At 55.7% G+C, this 15,354-nt stretch carries 15 protein-coding genes and 2 tRNA genes; 2 read left to right on the top strand and 15 right to left on the bottom strand.

Features of this window, described 5'->3' with window-relative positions:
* Position 1 precedes the first annotated feature (1 nt).
* From rbfA to rlmE, 12 genes are all read right to left on the bottom strand, one after another.
* A complete protein-coding gene (gene rbfA / locus G5179_RS16280) occupies positions 2–439 on the bottom strand; it encodes a 30S ribosome-binding factor RbfA (protein ID WP_236296001.1) in 438 nt (145 codons plus the stop codon).
* Positions 440–494: 55 nt separating this feature from the next.
* Entirely contained in the window at positions 495–3,200 is a 2,706-nt protein-coding gene (infB, locus tag G5179_RS16275) for a translation initiation factor IF-2 (RefSeq protein WP_421258727.1), read from the bottom strand.
* A 24-nt stretch (positions 3,201–3,224) separates the two neighbouring features.
* Positions 3,225–4,724: a transcription termination factor NusA gene (gene nusA, locus G5179_RS16270; protein WP_421205885.1), complete on the bottom strand. Its 1,500-nt coding sequence runs from the start codon at positions 4,722–4,724 to the stop codon at positions 3,225–3,227.
* Positions 4,725–4,738: 14 nt separating this feature from the next.
* Positions 4,739–5,197: a ribosome maturation factor RimP gene (gene rimP, locus G5179_RS16265; RefSeq protein WP_005338809.1), complete on the bottom strand. Its 459-nt coding sequence runs from the start codon at positions 5,195–5,197 to the stop codon at positions 4,739–4,741.
* 166 nt (positions 5,198–5,363) lie between these two features.
* Positions 5,364–5,440 (bottom strand) — tRNA-Met (locus G5179_RS16260).
* Between the two features lie 92 nt (positions 5,441–5,532).
* Positions 5,533–5,617 (bottom strand) — tRNA-Leu (locus tag G5179_RS16255).
* 7 nt (positions 5,618–5,624) lie between these two features.
* Entirely contained in the window at positions 5,625–5,951 is a 327-nt protein-coding gene (gene secG, locus G5179_RS16250; RefSeq protein ID WP_005338811.1) for a preprotein translocase subunit SecG, read from the bottom strand.
* Entirely contained in the window at positions 5,952–6,716 is a 765-nt protein-coding gene (tpiA, locus tag G5179_RS16245) for a triose-phosphate isomerase (protein WP_005358498.1), read from the bottom strand.
* Positions 6,717–6,847: 131 nt separating this feature from the next.
* Positions 6,848–8,182, bottom strand: a complete 1,335-nt coding sequence (gene glmM / locus G5179_RS16240) for a phosphoglucosamine mutase (protein WP_005338823.1) — start codon at positions 8,180–8,182, stop codon at positions 6,848–6,850.
* A 15-nt stretch (positions 8,183–8,197) separates the two neighbouring features.
* Positions 8,198–9,043: a dihydropteroate synthase gene (gene folP, locus G5179_RS16235; protein ID WP_421258726.1), complete on the bottom strand. Its 846-nt coding sequence runs from the start codon at positions 9,041–9,043 to the stop codon at positions 8,198–8,200.
* A gap of 60 nt (positions 9,044–9,103) precedes the next feature.
* Positions 9,104–11,056 carry an ATP-dependent zinc metalloprotease FtsH gene (gene ftsH / locus G5179_RS16230; protein WP_421258725.1) on the bottom strand — a complete coding sequence of 651 codons (1,953 nt, stop codon included), beginning with the start codon at positions 11,054–11,056 and terminating at the stop codon, positions 9,104–9,106.
* A 45-nt stretch (positions 11,057–11,101) separates the two neighbouring features.
* Complete coding sequence (gene rlmE, locus G5179_RS16225; protein WP_216951950.1) at positions 11,102–11,731, bottom strand: 23S rRNA (uridine(2552)-2'-O)-methyltransferase RlmE; 630 nt, start codon at positions 11,729–11,731, stop codon at positions 11,102–11,104.
* A gap of 97 nt (positions 11,732–11,828) precedes the next feature.
* Here rlmE and yhbY point away from each other — a divergent pair, with 97 nt between their 5' ends.
* Together yhbY and G5179_RS16215 are read left to right on the top strand one after the other, a co-directional pair.
* Positions 11,829–12,125, top strand: a complete 297-nt coding sequence (yhbY, locus tag G5179_RS16220; RefSeq protein WP_033114153.1) for a ribosome assembly RNA-binding protein YhbY — start codon at positions 11,829–11,831, stop codon at positions 12,123–12,125.
* A gap of 103 nt (positions 12,126–12,228) precedes the next feature.
* Positions 12,229–12,813, top strand: coding sequence for a PilZ domain-containing protein (locus G5179_RS16215; RefSeq protein ID WP_421258724.1), 585 nt, complete (start codon positions 12,229–12,231; stop codon positions 12,811–12,813).
* Positions 12,814–12,867: 54 nt separating this feature from the next.
* Here the strand turns inward: G5179_RS16215 and greA are convergent, their stop codons facing one another.
* From greA to pomA, 3 genes are all read right to left on the bottom strand, one after another.
* Positions 12,868–13,344, bottom strand: coding sequence for a transcription elongation factor GreA (gene greA, locus G5179_RS16210; RefSeq protein ID WP_216951952.1), 477 nt, complete (start codon positions 13,342–13,344; stop codon positions 12,868–12,870).
* Positions 13,345–13,499: 155 nt separating this feature from the next.
* The gene (locus G5179_RS16205) at positions 13,500–14,393 is read right to left on the bottom strand and encodes a flagellar motor protein MotB (protein ID WP_216951953.1); all 894 of its coding nucleotides are present in this window, start codon (positions 14,391–14,393) and stop codon (positions 13,500–13,502) included.
* An 8-nt stretch (positions 14,394–14,401) separates the two neighbouring features.
* Complete coding sequence (gene pomA, locus G5179_RS16200) at positions 14,402–15,160, bottom strand: flagellar motor protein PomA (protein ID WP_216951954.1); 759 nt, start codon at positions 15,158–15,160, stop codon at positions 14,402–14,404.
* Positions 15,161–15,354 lie beyond the last annotated feature (194 nt).

Genomic DNA, 15,354 nt, shown 5'->3' with positions numbered 1-15,354 from the left:
CTCAGGCTTTATCCTCAGTCGTGTCATCCGGTGCGGATTCAGCTTCTTCGTCACGGCCGGATTCGGCCATGCGGCGCTTGTCTTCACGCACAGTCTTGGTCACCAGGTTGGAGAGACGCATCCCCTCGACCAGGGTCTGGTCGTAGTAGAAACGCAGCTCGGGCACCACGCGCAGACGCATGGCACTGCCCAGCAGACTACGGATATATCCGGCTGCTTCGGTCAGACCCTGCAAGCCTTCCTTGATGCGCTCGGCATCATTTTCCAGCTGCAAGAAGGTGACGTAAATTTTGGCATAGTTGAGGTCACGGGACACTTCCACATCGGAAACGGTCACCATGCCGATGCGCGGGTCTTTCACCTCGCGCTGCAGGATCAGCGCGATTTCACGCTGGATCTGCTGTCCGACCCGACGGGTCCGGCTGAATTCTCTGGCCATATTCTATCCTGCGATAAAAGGGGGCCGCGGCCCCCTATTTTGTCTAACTCTCGGCTTACAGAGTCCGTTGGATTTCAACAGTCTCGTAAACTTCGATCTGGTCGCCTTCGCGCACGTCGTTGTAGTTCTTGACCGCGATACCACACTCGTAGCCGTTGCGAACTTCGTTGACGTCATCCTTGAAGCGGCGCAGGGATTCCAGCTCGCCTTCATAGATAACCACGTTGTCACGCAGAACGCGGATACGGTTGGAACGCTTGACCACACCTTCGGTAACCATACAGCCGGCAACGGCGCCGAACTTCGGAGACTTGAAGACGCTACGCACTTCAGCCAGACCGATGATTTCCTGACGATACTCTGGGGCCAGCTTGCCGCTCATGGCCTGCTTCACTTCGTCGATCAGGTCATAGATGACGGAGTAGTAACGCAGATCCAGGCTCTCGGATTCGATAACCTTGCGCGCAGACGCGTCGGCACGGACGTTGAAACCAACCAGGATGGCGCTGGAAGCGGCAGCCAGGGTCGCGTCGGTTTCGGTGATACCACCTACGCCGGAACCCACGATCTTCACCTTCACTTCGTCGGTGGAGAGTTTGACCAGCGCATCGCAGATCGCTTCCACAGAACCTTGTACGTCGGCCTTGATCACCACGTTCACTTCGGACACTTCGCCCTCGGTCATGTTAGCGAACATGTTTTCCAGCTTGGCCTTCTGCTGGCGAGCCAGCTTGACTTCGCGGAACTTGCCTTGACGGTAGAGCGCCACTTCACGGGCTTTCTTCTCGTCACGGACAACGGTGGCTTCGTCACCGGCAGAGGGAACGCCGGAGAGACCCAGGATTTCCACCGGCAGGGACGGACCCGCTTCCTTGATCTCGCGACCCAGTTCGTCACGCATGGCGCGAACACGGCCGTACTCGAGACCACACAGAACGATGTCGCCCTGACGCAGAGTACCTTCTTGTACCAGTACGGTAGCAACCGGACCACGACCTTTATCCAGGAAGGATTCGATCACGACGCCGTTGGCCATACCGTCAACCACCGCTTTCAGCTCCAGTACTTCAGCCTGGATCAGGATGGCTTCCAGCAGATCGTCGATACCCTGACCGGACTTGGCAGATACGTGCACGAACTGGCAGTCTCCACCCCAATCCTCGGACATGACGTTGTAACGAGCCAACTCGGTCTTGACGCGATCCGGATCCGCTTCCGGCTTGTCGATCTTGTTGACTGCCACAACCAGCGGCACACCGGCAGCCTTGGCGTGCTGGATAGCTTCGATGGTTTGCGGCATCACGCCGTCGTCAGCAGCAACGACCAGAACAACGATGTCGGTCGCCTTGGCACCGCGAGCACGCATGGAGGTAAACGCCGCGTGACCCGGAGTATCCAGGAAGGTGATCATGCCGCTATCGGTCTGAACGTGGTAAGCACCGATATGCTGGGTAATACCACCGGCCTCGCCAGCAGCAACCTTGGCTTTACGAATGTAGTCCAGCAGCGAGGTCTTGCCGTGGTCAACGTGACCCATGATGGTCACGACCGGTGCACGGGGCTTGGCTTCGGAGGTCTCGTCACGATCGGACAGTACCGCCTCTTCCAGCTCGTTCTCGCGACGCAGCACAACCTTGTGACCCATCTCCTCGGCGACCAGCTGAGCGGTCTCCTGGTCGATCACCTGGTTGATGGTGGCCATGGCCCCCATCTTCATCATCGCCTTGATGACTTCAACGCCCTTGACGGCCATCTTGTTGGCCAGCTCGGCCACGGTGATGGTCTCACCGATGACAACGTCACGGTTCACCACGGCAGCCGGCTTGTTGAAGCCGTGCTTCATGGCGTTCGGGGTAGCGACCTTGCCACGTTTGCCTTTACGGGCACGCGGATCACGGGAGTTGCGATCATTGCGATCATCATCGCGACGACCCGCCTTTTTCGGGGCCTTGACAGCGGCAGCGGCAGTACGACGGCTGGTCTCTTCTTTCCGATCCAACTCGTCTTCTGCGGCTTGCGCATGCTTGTTGGTGGTCAGATGGTAGTCGCTGCTCTCTTTGGCGCGAGCGGCCTCTTCTTCAGCCCAGCGGGCTGCGTTCTGTTCCGCCATGAGACGAGCCTCTTCGGCTTTCTTCGCGGCGAGTTCTTCAGCTTTTTTCAAAGCTGTTTGTTCCTGTTGGCGCTTCAGTTCTTCTGCTTCGCGCTTGGCCATCTTTTCTGCCTCTTGCTGAGCTGTGCTACTGGCTGCTTTGGCGGGCTGTGAAGCCTGTCGAGCCTTTGATTGTGCCTCGATCCGCGCCTTTTCCTCAGCTTCACGACGAGCCTGCTCAGCCTCACGGCGAGCCTTCTCTTCAGCTTCGAGGCGAGCCTTCTCTTCGGCCTCGCGACGAGCTTTTTCTTCTGCTTCCAAACGCGCTGTTTCCTCGGCTTCCGCCTGACGCTGTTCTTCTTCCAGCGCCGAGCGTCTTACATAGGTGCGAGATTTGCGAACTTCCACCTGCACTTCTTTGTTCTTGCCGCCGGTTCCCTGAACACTGATGGTGCTCTTGGTCTTGCGCTGCAAAGTCATGCGGGCAGGAGCGGCGACCTCGTCACCTCCATGCTGTTTCTTCAGGTGTGCCAGCAGAGTCTGCTTTTCAGACTCGCTGACCATGTCGTCGGCCTTGCTCTTGCTGATACCGGCATCGACAAACTGCTGGAGAAGACGATCAACCGGTGTGTCGATGTCAGTGGCAAGTTGTTTGACTGATACTTCTGCCATTCATTTTCCTCCGTTTGATCTTACTTAAGACTGCTCTTCTCCGAACCAACAGATATTGCGAGCAGCCATAATGAGCTCACCCGCCTTCTCGGCAGTCAGCCCTTCAATACCAGCAAGGTCATCAATACCTTGCTCAGCCAAATCTTCCAGGGTGCCCACGCCGCGGCCCGCCAGAGCGTATGCCAGTTCACGACTCAGACCGTTCAGATTGAGCAGCTCTTCGGACGGCTCGACGCCATCAAAGGACTCCTCTTTGGCCAGCGCCTGGGTAGTCAGGGCATCTTTGGCACGCTTGCGCAGCTCTTCGACCATGTCTTCATCCAGACCGTCAATAGCCAGCAACTCGTTGACCGGTACGAAGGCGATCTCTTCTAGGGTCGAGAAGCCCTCTTCCATCAGCAGCCCGGCGAAATCGTCGTCGATATCCAGGGTGCTGGTGAACAGGTTCATGATGCGGTCGTTTTCGGCCTGGTGCTTGGCACGCATGTCCTCAACGGTCATCACATTCAGCTCCCAACCGGTCAGCTGGGAGGCCAGACGCACGTTCTGACCATTGCGACCGATGGCCTGAGCCAGGTTGGCAGCTTCCACGGCGATATCCATGGTGTGGTTGTCTTCATCAACGATGATGGAGGCCACATCGGCAGGCGCCATGGCATTGATCACGTACTGGGCCGGGTTGTCATCGTACAGCACGATGTCGGCGCGCTCACCGCTCAGCTCTGCGGAGACAGCTTGCACACGGGCACCACGCATACCGATACAGGCACCGATCGGGTCGATACGACGATCGTTGGTCTTCACCGCGATCTTGGCGCGGGAACCCGGATCACGGGCAGCGCCCATGATTTCGATCATCTCTTCACCGATCTCCGGTACTTCGATACGGAACAGCTCTTTCAGGAAGTCCGGGCTGGAACGGCTGACAAACAGCTGGGAACCACGGGCTTCCGGACGCACTGCATAGAGCAGGCCACGGACACGGTCACCCGGGCGGAAGGTTTCACGCGGCAGCATGTCATCACGGAAGATCACGGCTTCAGCATTGCTGCCCAGATCCAGGATGACGTTGTCGCGGTTACTCTTCTTGACCACACCACTGATGATGGTGCCTTCTTTATCTTTAAACTGATCAACTACTTGTGAACGCTCGGCTTCGCGCACTTTCTGCACGATAACCTGCTTGGCGGTCTGGGTAGTGATGCGGTCGAAGGTTACAGAGTCGATCTGGTCTTCAACATACTCACCGATCTGGATTTCCGGCTGATCGATCTGCGCCGCTTCCAGGGTGATTTCAGCATAGGGGTTCTCCATCGCGGCTTGATCCGCAATGACTACCCAGCGGCGATAAGTGTCGTAGTCACCAGTCTTGCGATCGATTTCGACCCGAACTTCAATCTCGCCTTCATATTTCTTCTTGGTCGCAGTCGCCAGCGCGGTTTCCAGAGCCTGGAAGATCTTCTCGCGGGGTACCGCTTTCTCGTTGGATACTGCGTCAACGACCAGCAAAATCTCTTTATTCATATCCGATAGCCTCGTTAACCAAAGTTCGGCACTATGTTCGCTTTTTGGATATTGGTGAAAGCCAACACGTCGTCCTTACCATCTACTGTCAGGGTGATCATGTCGCCTTGCACAGCTTTGATTACGCCTTTGAACTTGCGGCGGTTGTTTGTTGCCATCCGAAGCGTTACCGCCGCCTCTTGGCCAACGTATTTTTCGAAATGGGCAACCTTGAACAGGGGACGATCCAGGCCTGGGGAGGATACCTCGAGGTAGTACTCCTCGGTGATGGGATCTTCGACGTCCATGATGGCGCCAACCTGATGGCTGACCTCAGCACAGTTCTCGACAGTCACACCCTGCTCGCCGTCGATATAGACACGCAAGGTGGAGTGTTTACCCGCGCGGATAAACTCAATACCCCAAAGTTCAAAACCCAAGGCAACGACCGGAGCCTCGAGCAGATCGGTCAAACGTTGTTCCAACGTAGCCAAAGTCACCCTCCGAAAAACAAAAAAAGGGCATAAAGCCCAGATAGATATCGATTCAGAGTAAATTGCACATAACAAAAAGCCCCGATGTCAAATCGGGGCTTGGCGCTTTACCCTGATTGTCGCCTCGCAGCGACCGCCTTCCTGAGCGTAGGAAATGCGTGAAATTTGGTTGCGGGGGCCGGATTTGAACCGACGACCTTCGGGTTATGAGCCCGACGAGCTACCATGCTGCTCCACCCCGCGTCCGAAATCGTGCGAGATTATAGCCACTTCACTCTCTCGATACAAGACTGACTGGCTATAATACACTCGGTTTCCCGAGCTCACTGCTTAATTGGTGCCGTGGGCGGGACTCGAACCCGCACACCCTAGAGCACTACCCCCTCAAGATAGCGTGTCTACCAATTCCACCACCACGGCAAAACTCTTACTCGGGAACGTCAGTATCTTTCTTCACTGGCGCTTTGGTCTGCTCAACCTGTTGGGTTTGTTGCAGATTTTCCCACTCACTACCCTGCTTTACCTTATTGCTGGACATAGATCCAAGCACCAGGCTGATAACGAAAAACAGAGTAGCCAAAATTGCTGTTGTTCGGGTCAGGAAACTGCCTGAACCACCGGAGCCGAATACTGTGTTCGATGCTCCTGCGCCGAAGGAGGCGCCCATATCAGCCCCTTTACCTTGCTGAATCATCACCAGACCAATCAGGGCCAGTGAAACCAGCAGATAAACGACTAAAAGAATCTCGTACATTTAACTTGCACCCTTTGCCGCTTCAACAATTCCTAAAAACGCATCGCTATCGAGGCTTGCTCCGCCAATCAGTCCGCCATCAATGTCGGGCTGTGCAAACAAATCTCTCGCGTTGCTCGGCGTTACGCTCCCACCATAGATGATTCTAACTTTCTCACCTATTACCGGAGTATCCTCCGCCAAGCGACCACGTATAAAGGAATGAACCTCTTGTGCCTGCTCGGGTGTGGCGCATTTACCTGTACCTACAGCCCAAATCGGCTCGTAGGCGATGATAGCATTATCGAAAGCCATCGCGCCATTTTTCTCTATGACGATATCCAGCTCTTCAGCGATCACCTCGAAGGCTCTTCTCGCCTGCCTTGCCGCGCCTGATTCACCTAAACAGAGGATGGGAATCAAGCCTGCCGCTCTGGCTGCCGCAAACTTCTCTGCGACGATAAAACTGGTCTCACCAAAGAGACGCCTGCGCTCGGAGTGCCCTACCAATACGTAACGACACCCTGCCTCAACCAGCATCTGACACGAGATTTCTCCGGTGTAAGCGCCAGCCGCGTGCTGACTCACATTCTGAGCCCCCAACTTTATTACCTTCTGCTCATTAAGCAGTGAAGCGCTAAAGTCGAGATGCACATGGGAAGGACAGAGAACCACATCTACTTTTCCGTCAACGCCGTTTAGGCACTGACTCGTAAACTGCTCTAACTGCGACCTACTACCGTGCAACTTCCAGTTGGCTGCTACAAACGGCTTGCGATGTCCCATCGGCAACTCCCTTGCGAAAGCGGGGCTGATAATATCCAGAGGATGCTCAGCTGACAAGTGCTATTTTTAAATTTTTGAATCGTTTGAACAAGATACAACCAGGGCGGCTAAAAAGCCGCCCCGACTGTTCATTAAAACGCCGATTCAACCTGCTTGGCGATGCGCTGAGCCATGTCACGTACCTGCTGTTCATGCTCCCCTTCGACCATGACCCGGATCAGCGGTTCGGTACCTGATTTGCGCAACAGTACGCGACCACGACCAGCCAGCTCCTGTTCCACCTTGGCAACCTCAGCCATGACAGCATCAGCGGCCAGCGGATCCTTGCCTTCGGCAAAACGAACATTCACCAGCACCTGCGGGAACTTGCTCATGCCGGAGCGCAGCTTGGCCAGCGGCATCTCGGCGCTGCGCATGGCGGTAAGCACCTGCAAGGCAGCCACGATGCCATCACCCGTAGTGGTCTGATCCAGACAGATAATGTGGCCGGAGTTCTCGCCACCGATGCGCCAGCCCTTCTCTTCCATCATCTCCAGCACATAGCGGTCACCCACCTTGGCACGGGCAAACGGGATACCCAGGGTTTGCAGCGCCAGCTCCAGACCCATGTTGGCCATCAGGGTGCCGACGACACCGCCTTTGAGTCGACCATTGCGCAGAGCATCGCGCGCGATGATATAGAGCACTTCATCACCGTCGATGAGATAGCCGGTGTGGTCAACCATGATCAGACGGTCACCATCACCATCAAAGGCAACCCCCAGATCAGCCTTGCACTCCAGCACCTTGGCAACCAGAGCGTCAGGTGCAGTCGAACCGACACCATCGTTGATGTTGAGACCATCCGGGGCACAGCCCATGGTGATCACTTCAGCACCCAGCTCGCGGAAAACCGACGGCGCAATGTGATAAGTAGCGCCGTGGCCACAGTCGACCACCATTTTCACCCCATCCAGATTCATGTGGGAGGGGAAGGTGCTCTTGCAAAATTCGATATAGCGACCGGCAGCATCATCAATGCGCACCGCTTTGCCAAGTTCGGCAGACTCAACACACTTGAGCTCGTGATCCAGCTCGGCTTCGATGGCCAACTCGACATCATCGGGCAGCTTTGTGCCATCGGCGGAGAAGAACTTGATGCCGTTGTCATAGAAGGGGTTGTGGGAAGCGCTGATGACGATGCCGGCTTCGGCACGGAAGGTGCGAGTCAGGTAGGCAACCGCCGGCGTGGGCATCGGCCCCATCAGAATGGCCTTGAGGCCTGCCGCAGAGAGCCCCGCTTCCAGCGCGGATTCCAGCATATAACCGGAGATGCGGGTATCTTTGCCAATCAGCACCTTTTTGGTGCCCTTCTTGGAGAGCACCTTGCCGGCAGCCCAACCCAATTTCATCACAAAATCAGGGGTGATCGGGTATTCGCCAACCTTGCCGCGCACACCATCGGTACCGAAATACTTTCTTGCCATTGTCTGTTCTCTTTATTATTTGGAAATAAAATCTTGTCCCGTCATTGCCAGCCAACCGACGCGCAATGCGTCCATGGTCTCCCGTACATCGTGAACCCTGATGATTCGGGCTCCATGCTGCATGCCGATAAGGGCGCATGCCAGACTGCCCGCCAGACGCTCATCCACCGGACGGCCCAGCAGGTTGCCTATCATAGACTTTCGCGACATCCCCACCAATAGCGGCAAGCCATATTCAAGCAGTTCCTTTTGAGCCGCCAACAGCTGATAGTTGTGTGCAAGGGTCTTGCCAAAGCCATATCCAGGATCCAGCAACAGCTCTTCACGACGGATCCCGACCGCCAGACAAGCCGCAATGCGTTCATCAAAAAAGGTGCGAACCTCCCCGATCAGGTCGTCATAGTGCGGCTCGACCTGCATGGTTCTCGGCTGCCCCTGCATATGCATCAGACAGACCGGAACCCGCGCTTCGGCCGCGGCTTGCAGTGCTCCAGGTTCTTGCAGTGCCCGCACATCGTTGATCAGATGGGCACCCACCTTGCAACCCTCCCGCATCACAGCCGCTTTGGAGGTATCGAGGGAGATCATCACATCCAGCTCACGGGCCATCTGCTCCACGACAGGAATGACCCTGTCCAGCTCCTCCTGCTCACTCACATCCGGCGCTCCAGGACGGGTTGACTCGCCGCCGATATCGATAAGGGTCGCCCCATCCGCCACCATTTGACGGGCATGGGTCACTGCCCGTTCAATCTGGTTGAAATGGCCGCCATCGGAGAAGGAGTCGGGAGTCACATTGAGGATCCCCATCACATGGGGACGTTCGAGAGAGAGGCTAAGCCCCTTGCTAATCAGCTGCATCTTCACTTCCATTCGCAAAATAAAAACCCCGGGCAAGCCCGGGGTTTTCAACAACAGGATTTATTTAGCCGGGATGTCGTTGGCCTTGTCGATATTAGCATCCGCAACCGGAGCACTCTCGCCCGCAGCCGCCGACTTGGGCTCGGCGGCAACGGTTGATCCGCCTTGTGGCGTATCTCCGTGCTCATCGTGCCAGTTGCTAGGGGCACGAACCTCGCGACGGGCCATCAGATCATCGATCTGCTTGGCATCGATGGTTTCGTACTTCATCAGCGCATCTTTCATGCTGTGCAGTACATCCATGTTATCCAGCAGGATCTGCTTGGCGCGGTCGTAGTTGCGATCAATAACCTGCTTCACCTCGGCATCAATGATGCGAGCAGTGTCGTCTGACATGTGCTTGGCCTTGGCCATACTGCGACCGAGGAACACCTCGCCATCTTCTTCCGCGTAAAGCATCGGGCCGAGACGCTCGGACATACCCCACTGGGTCACCATCTTGCGTGCGATGTCGGTAGCACGCTCGATATCGTTGGAGGCGCCGGTCGATACCTTTTCGGCACCGTAGATCAGCTCTTCCGCCAGACGACCGCCATACAGGCTGGAGATCATGGACTCCAGATGCTGCTTGGAGTGGCTCCAGCGATCCTGCTCAGGCAGGTACATGGTCACACCCAGCGCACGACCGCGCGGAATGATGGAAACCTTGTAGACAGGGTCATGATCCGGCACCACGCGACCGATAATGGCGTGACCCGCTTCGTGATAGGCCGTCATCTCCTTCTCGGACTCTTTCATCACCATGGAGCGACGTTCTGCGCCCATCATGATCTTGTCCTTCGCCTTCTCGAACTCAGCCATGGAGACCACACGGCGACTTTCGCGAGCGGAGAAGAGCGCAGCTTCGTTGACCAGGTTAGCAAGGTCAGCGCCGGAGAAGCCGGGCGTGCCGCGGGCAATCAGCGCCGGGTTGACATCATCTGCCAACGGAACCTTGCGCATGTGTACTTTCAGGATCTGCTCGCGACCACGGACATCCGGCAGACCGACCACAACCTGACGGTCGAAACGGCCCGGACGCAGCAGTGCCGGATCCAGTACGTCAGGACGGTTGGTGGCAGCGATGACGATGATGCCTTCATTGCCTTCAAAGCCATCCATCTCGACCAGCATCTGGTTAAGGGTCTGCTCACGCTCATCGTGACCACCGCCCAGACCGGCGCCACGCTGGCGACCGACCGCATCAATTTCATCGATGAAGATGATGCAGGGGGAGGATTTCTTGGCCTGCTCGAACATGTCACGTACCCGGGAGGCACCGACACCCACGAACATCTCCACGAAATCAGAACCCGAGATGGTGAAGAAGGGCACCTTGGCCTCACCCGCAATGGCCTTGGCCAGCAGGGTTTTACCGGTACCGGGAGGACCTACCAGCAGTACGCCAGTCGGGATCTTGCCACCCAGTTTCTGGAATTTGCTCGGGTCGCGCAGATAGTCGACCAGCTCCTTCACCTCTTCCTTGGCTTCATCGCAACCAGCTACATCGGCAAAGGTAGTCTTGATCTGATCTTCACTCATCAGGCGAGCCTTGCTCTTGCCAAACGACATGGCGCCTTTGCCACCGCCGCCCTGCATCTGACGCATGAAGAAGACCCAGACACCGATCAGCAGCAACATCGGGAACCAGGAGATGAAGATAGAGGTCAGCAAAGACGGCTCTTCCGGCTTCTCGCCCATCACCTTGACGTTGTGATTGAGCATATCGTTGAGCAGCTGGGGATCCGGCGCCGGGATGATGGTGGTGAATCGTTCACCAGTACGCTTGACGCCATTAATGACCTTACCGTCCATCCGCACTTCACGGATCTGATCTTGGGTCACCTCTTTAACGAAGCTGGAATAGTCCAGCTGGCGACTGGTGGTATCGCTGGGGCTGAAGCTATTGAACACCGACATCAATACGACGGCGATGACCAGCCACAGGATTAAGTTTTTCGCCATGTCACTCAAATCAGTAACCTCGCAGACTGACAGTTAACGATGAAGGTTAGGGTACTACAGTTTAAAACCGGTAGCCACAATGTAGACTTCCCGTGATCTGGCGCGGGATGAGTCTGGTTTACGAATTTTAACGGCGGAGAAAAGTTTCCGAATTTCATTCAGATAGGCATCAAAGCCCTCCCCCTGAAACACCTTCACCACAAAACTGCCGTCACTGCGCAATACCTGATGACACATGTCCAGAGCCAACTCGACCAGATACATGGCACGAGCCTGATCCACCTGCTGGGTGCCGCTCATGTTGGGGGCCATGTCGGACATCACGACATCGACCTTGTCGGGTCCGACTCGCTCCAGCAAGGCACCGAGTACAGTTTCCTCCCGAAAGTCCCCCTGCAGGAAATCGACACCGGCAATGGGATCCATAGGCAGAATATCGCAGGCGATGACCCGACCCGATTCGCCAACCTGCTCGACCGCGAATTGGGACCAGCCGCCGGGGGCAGCCCCCAAATCCACTACCGTCATGCCATTTTTCAACAGGCGGTCTTTGCCCTGGATCTCGTCGATCTTGAAAACAGCACGGGAACGCAGCCCCAATTTCTGGGCTTTTTTGACGTATTGATCGTCGAAATGTTCTTTTAACCAGCGGGTGGAGCTGGCGGAACGTTTTTTCTGGGTCATGATAATCGGCTTTAAAAAACCACAAGGGTTATTAGTATTAAGGGCTAAGTGGGGGTAGAATACGCCCCTTTCAACCCTGACTTATGAAGAAATTGCGATGATTCTCAACAATAAACAGAAACAGTACCTCAAGGGCCTTGCCCACAGCCTCAAGCCTGTCGTCCTGCTGGGTCAGCACGGTCTGACCGAAGGTGTACTGGCGGAGATCGATCTGGCGCTGAACCATCACGAGCTGATCAAGGTTAAGGTTGCCTCTGAAGATCGCGAGATGAAACAACTGGTTATGGATGCCATCGTCCGTGAAACAGGCTCTGTAAAAGTACAGAGCATGGGTCATGTGCTGACCATCTATCGTCAGGCCAACGAACCCAAAATCCAGCTGCCTCGCAAGTAAAAGGAAAGAGCATTGCTCTTTCCTTATTTCACTTCTTCCCGAGTCGCTTGCCACAGTAGTCGCCAAGCCCTTAACCTGCGATGAATAGTTTCGGACACGCGCCATGGCTCACCATCCTATTCTGACCGACGATGAACTGACCATGTTGCGGGAGCTGGGATGCTCGGAGGCGACCCACCTTCTGAGCGGACATCTCGACAACCCCATGCTTGGCTTGCTGCAAAAAGCCGAACAGCTGGTATTGGAAGCCCGCTATGCAGGCCATCAGTTGCGATTCCCCCTCACCTTTATCCAGAGAGAAGATGGCTTTGTCGAGCCTCGGCTCGCTGCGCCAGTGATCCGGGAGCTGGGGTTTGCCCAGCCAAGAGCTTGGAGACTTGCCCAGAAAGCGACACTGCAAACAGCTCATGGAGTACTCCAAGTGCTGAGCCTTTCGCTCAATGGCCTCATCGTGGAAGATCTGCCCACAGATATGATGGCGGATACTACCTTGCAGGGAACTCTGCAGATCGCCACAGAGGCGCCATTTCCCTTGCAGGCCAGGCTGGTGAGACGGGTCAAATCTAATGCAGACCGTGCAACCTGGGCACTCAGTTTCCAGATGAGCGAGGCAAACATAGAGCGACTTCGTCACTGGCTGTTTCAGCGCCATCAGGACACCTTCAACGACGCTTACCAACCAGCCTGAAGCGCAACAAACAGGGGAGCAAGTGCTCCCCCGTCTCATCCCGCATTAACTACATCAGATGTAGGCAACGTCCAGGATTTCGTACTCCACATCACCTGCGGGCGTCTTGACGAGCGCCACATCGTCCACTTCCTTGCCAATCAGAGCGCGGGCAATCGGAGAGTTGACAGAGATAAGGTTCTGCTTGATGTCAGCCTCATCGTCACCCACGATGCGGTAGATAACCTCTTCCTCTGTTTCGCTCTTGAGCAGGGTCACGGTGGCACCAAAGATGATGCGACCATTGTTGGTCATCTTGGTGACATCGATCACCTGGGCATTGGAGAGCTTGGCTTCAATTTCCTGAATGCGGCCTTCACAGAACCCCTGCTGCTCACGGGCGGCATGGTATTCGGCATTCTCTTTCAGATCACCGTGCTCACGGGCTTCAGCAATCGCTTCGATAATCTGGGGACGAAGCTCGGTCTTGAGATATTCGAGCTCTTCGCGCAGCTTCTCAGCGCCGCGAACAGTCATCGGAGTATGATTCATAGTCGAAACCTGGGTTGCTTGAAAATAGAAGCTGCGGCTATCTGTCAGGACGCCGCAGCACTCGGTTCGGATGGCGCATCTTAATATGAAGCCAACACAAAATCCATGTCGGCCCCCTGATGCAGATCCCGCTTTATCTGTTGCTCCAAGAAATATTACTTTCCTTCCGGTACCGAAATAGGAGAGGAAATGGTCGGTTTGCCCTGCATGATAGCGATCTCTACCCGTCGGTTCATCCGGCGATTCTCGGGAGTATTGTTGGGCACCAATGGTTGGGAATCGGCCATCCCCTGCACAATCAAGCGTCCCTGATCAAATCCTGGGACCTTGATCATCTGGTGTGCCACAGCCACTGCTCGCTGGGACGAAAGCTCCCAGTTGGACTGAAACAGCTCGTCCTCGGTCGCCACGTTGTCGGTGTGGCCGGATATGGTGATTTCACCCGGTACATCCTTGAGCAGGGTCGCGACCTTGCGAATAACCGGCCAGAACTGGGGTTGCAGAAACGCCGAGCCAGCCGGGAAGGAGGCTTTTTCCCTGATCCGGATAATAATCTGCTGTCCCAACGCCTCGATTTCGATGGCACCATCCTGGATCTGATCTTTCATCTGCTCGGCCAGCGCCTTTGCCAGGGTATTGGACTGCTGCTGCGCCTTCTGAGCATCCTGAGCTGTGTCCCCCCCCGTCTGCTTGCCATCACTCTTGTCCTGACCACCTGCCTGCTCGGCCTCACCGGGCAAAAAATCCAGCTCGGTCTGGGTCATGTCCATGGTCTGCTGCATCACGGTATCAATCGGGGTTGGCTCTGGGCGGCCAGGACGGAACTCCTGGGCAATGACAGAAGTTCCCTTCGGAATATCTTTCACCTCAAGGATATTCTGGACCCCGAATGCCTTCTCCATGGACCCCGCAATCTGCTTGAACTTCTGCACATCCATCTCGGCAAAGGAGAGCAACAACACGAAAAAGCACATCAGCAGCGACATGAGGTCGGCGAAGGTCCCCATATAACCGGGCAGGCCGGGAGGCGGGCATTTGCAATCAGACATAGGGCTCCCTACTCACTGCCGTTGTTGCGTTTGGACTGGTTCAGATAGTTCTGCAGCATGGACTGGATCACCCGCGGGTTTTGGCCATCCTGGATCCCCATGATGGCATCGAGGATCAGCGAACGGCTAAGGCGCTCTTCGCCGCTTCGCAGTTCCAGCTTGTCGGCTATCGGGATGGCCAGCATGTTGGCTTCGATCGCACCATACAGAGTGGTCAAGAGGGCTACAGCCATGGCAGGACCGATAGATTTGGGATCGCTCATATTGGCCAACATGGCCACCAGACCCACCAGCGTACCGATCATCCCCATCGCCGGGCCAAGATCCCCAAGGGTACGGAACACCTTGATCGCAATGACGTGACGTTCGGCAGTCAACTCGATATCCTTTTCCATCACTGCGCGCACTACATCGGCATCATGGCCATCCACCAGCATATCGATCCCTTTTTTCATGAAGGGATTGGGAATCTCGGCCGCTTCAAGCGCCAGAAATCCGCCTTTACGGGCGGCATCGGCAAGCTCAACGGCTTTAACTATGAGGTCTTCCAGCTTGTCGCCCTTGTACATAAAAGCTTTACCAGCGACCTTAAACGCCATCAGAAACTGGCCTAGGTTGAACTTCATCATGGCGATGAAGATGGAGCCCAATACGGTGATGTAGACCGATGGCATGTCGACGTACATGCTCATGGGGCCCCCCAGCAGCATGCCGTACACCACCACCCCGAAACCCAGCACTATCCCTATCAGACTGCCTAGATCCACGTCCCTACTCCTGTCACCGGTTCTTATGCCCAATTATAGTTTGTTGAATTTTCTGCTATTGCGACCCAAGCGGCAAGCATGCATCCACTGAGAATCATGGTTCATTATCGGCCAGTTTATCGAGAGTTTGAGGAGGCAGCGTTTTTCAGCCTCCCCCCGGTGGGCGGTCGATGTTAATATAAGCCGTTTTTTCA

The sequence above is a fragment of the Aeromonas sp. 600886 genome (genome assembly GCF_049174935.1).
GTDB classification, from domain to species: Bacteria; Pseudomonadota; Gammaproteobacteria; order Enterobacterales; family Aeromonadaceae; genus Aeromonas; species Aeromonas veronii_A.
This window is presented reverse-complemented; position numbering and strand designations above follow the sequence as displayed.

Bases quoted from the DNA above. Each gene is read 5' to 3' on its own strand.
- rbfA (WP_236296001.1), bottom strand. From the start codon at position 439: ATGGCCAGAGAATTCAGCCGGACCCGTCGGGTCGGACAGCAGATCCAG.
- infB (WP_421258727.1), bottom strand. From the start codon at position 3,200: ATGGCAGAAGTATCAGTCAAACAACTTGCCACTGACATCGACACACCG.
- nusA (WP_421205885.1), bottom strand. From the start codon at position 4,724: ATGAATAAAGAGATTTTGCTGGTCGTTGACGCAGTATCCAACGAGAAA.
- secG (WP_005338811.1), bottom strand. From the start codon at position 5,951: ATGTACGAGATTCTTTTAGTCGTTTATCTGCTGGTTTCACTGGCCCTG.
- tpiA (WP_005358498.1), bottom strand. From the start codon at position 6,716: ATGGGACATCGCAAGCCGTTTGTAGCAGCCAACTGGAAGTTGCACGGT.
- glmM (WP_005338823.1), bottom strand. From the start codon at position 8,182: ATGGCAAGAAAGTATTTCGGTACCGATGGTGTGCGCGGCAAGGTTGGC.
- folP (WP_421258726.1), bottom strand. From the start codon at position 9,043: ATGCAGCTGATTAGCAAGGGGCTTAGCCTCTCTCTCGAACGTCCCCAT.
- rlmE (WP_216951950.1), bottom strand. From the start codon at position 11,731: ATGACCCAGAAAAAACGTTCCGCCAGCTCCACCCGCTGGTTAAAAGAA.
- yhbY (WP_033114153.1), top strand. From the start codon at position 11,829: ATGATTCTCAACAATAAACAGAAACAGTACCTCAAGGGCCTTGCCCAC.
- G5179_RS16215 (WP_421258724.1), top strand. From the start codon at position 12,229: ATGGCTCACCATCCTATTCTGACCGACGATGAACTGACCATGTTGCGG.
- greA (WP_216951952.1), bottom strand. From the start codon at position 13,344: ATGAATCATACTCCGATGACTGTTCGCGGCGCTGAGAAGCTGCGCGAA.
- G5179_RS16205 (WP_216951953.1), bottom strand. From the start codon at position 14,393: ATGTCTGATTGCAAATGCCCGCCTCCCGGCCTGCCCGGTTATATGGGG.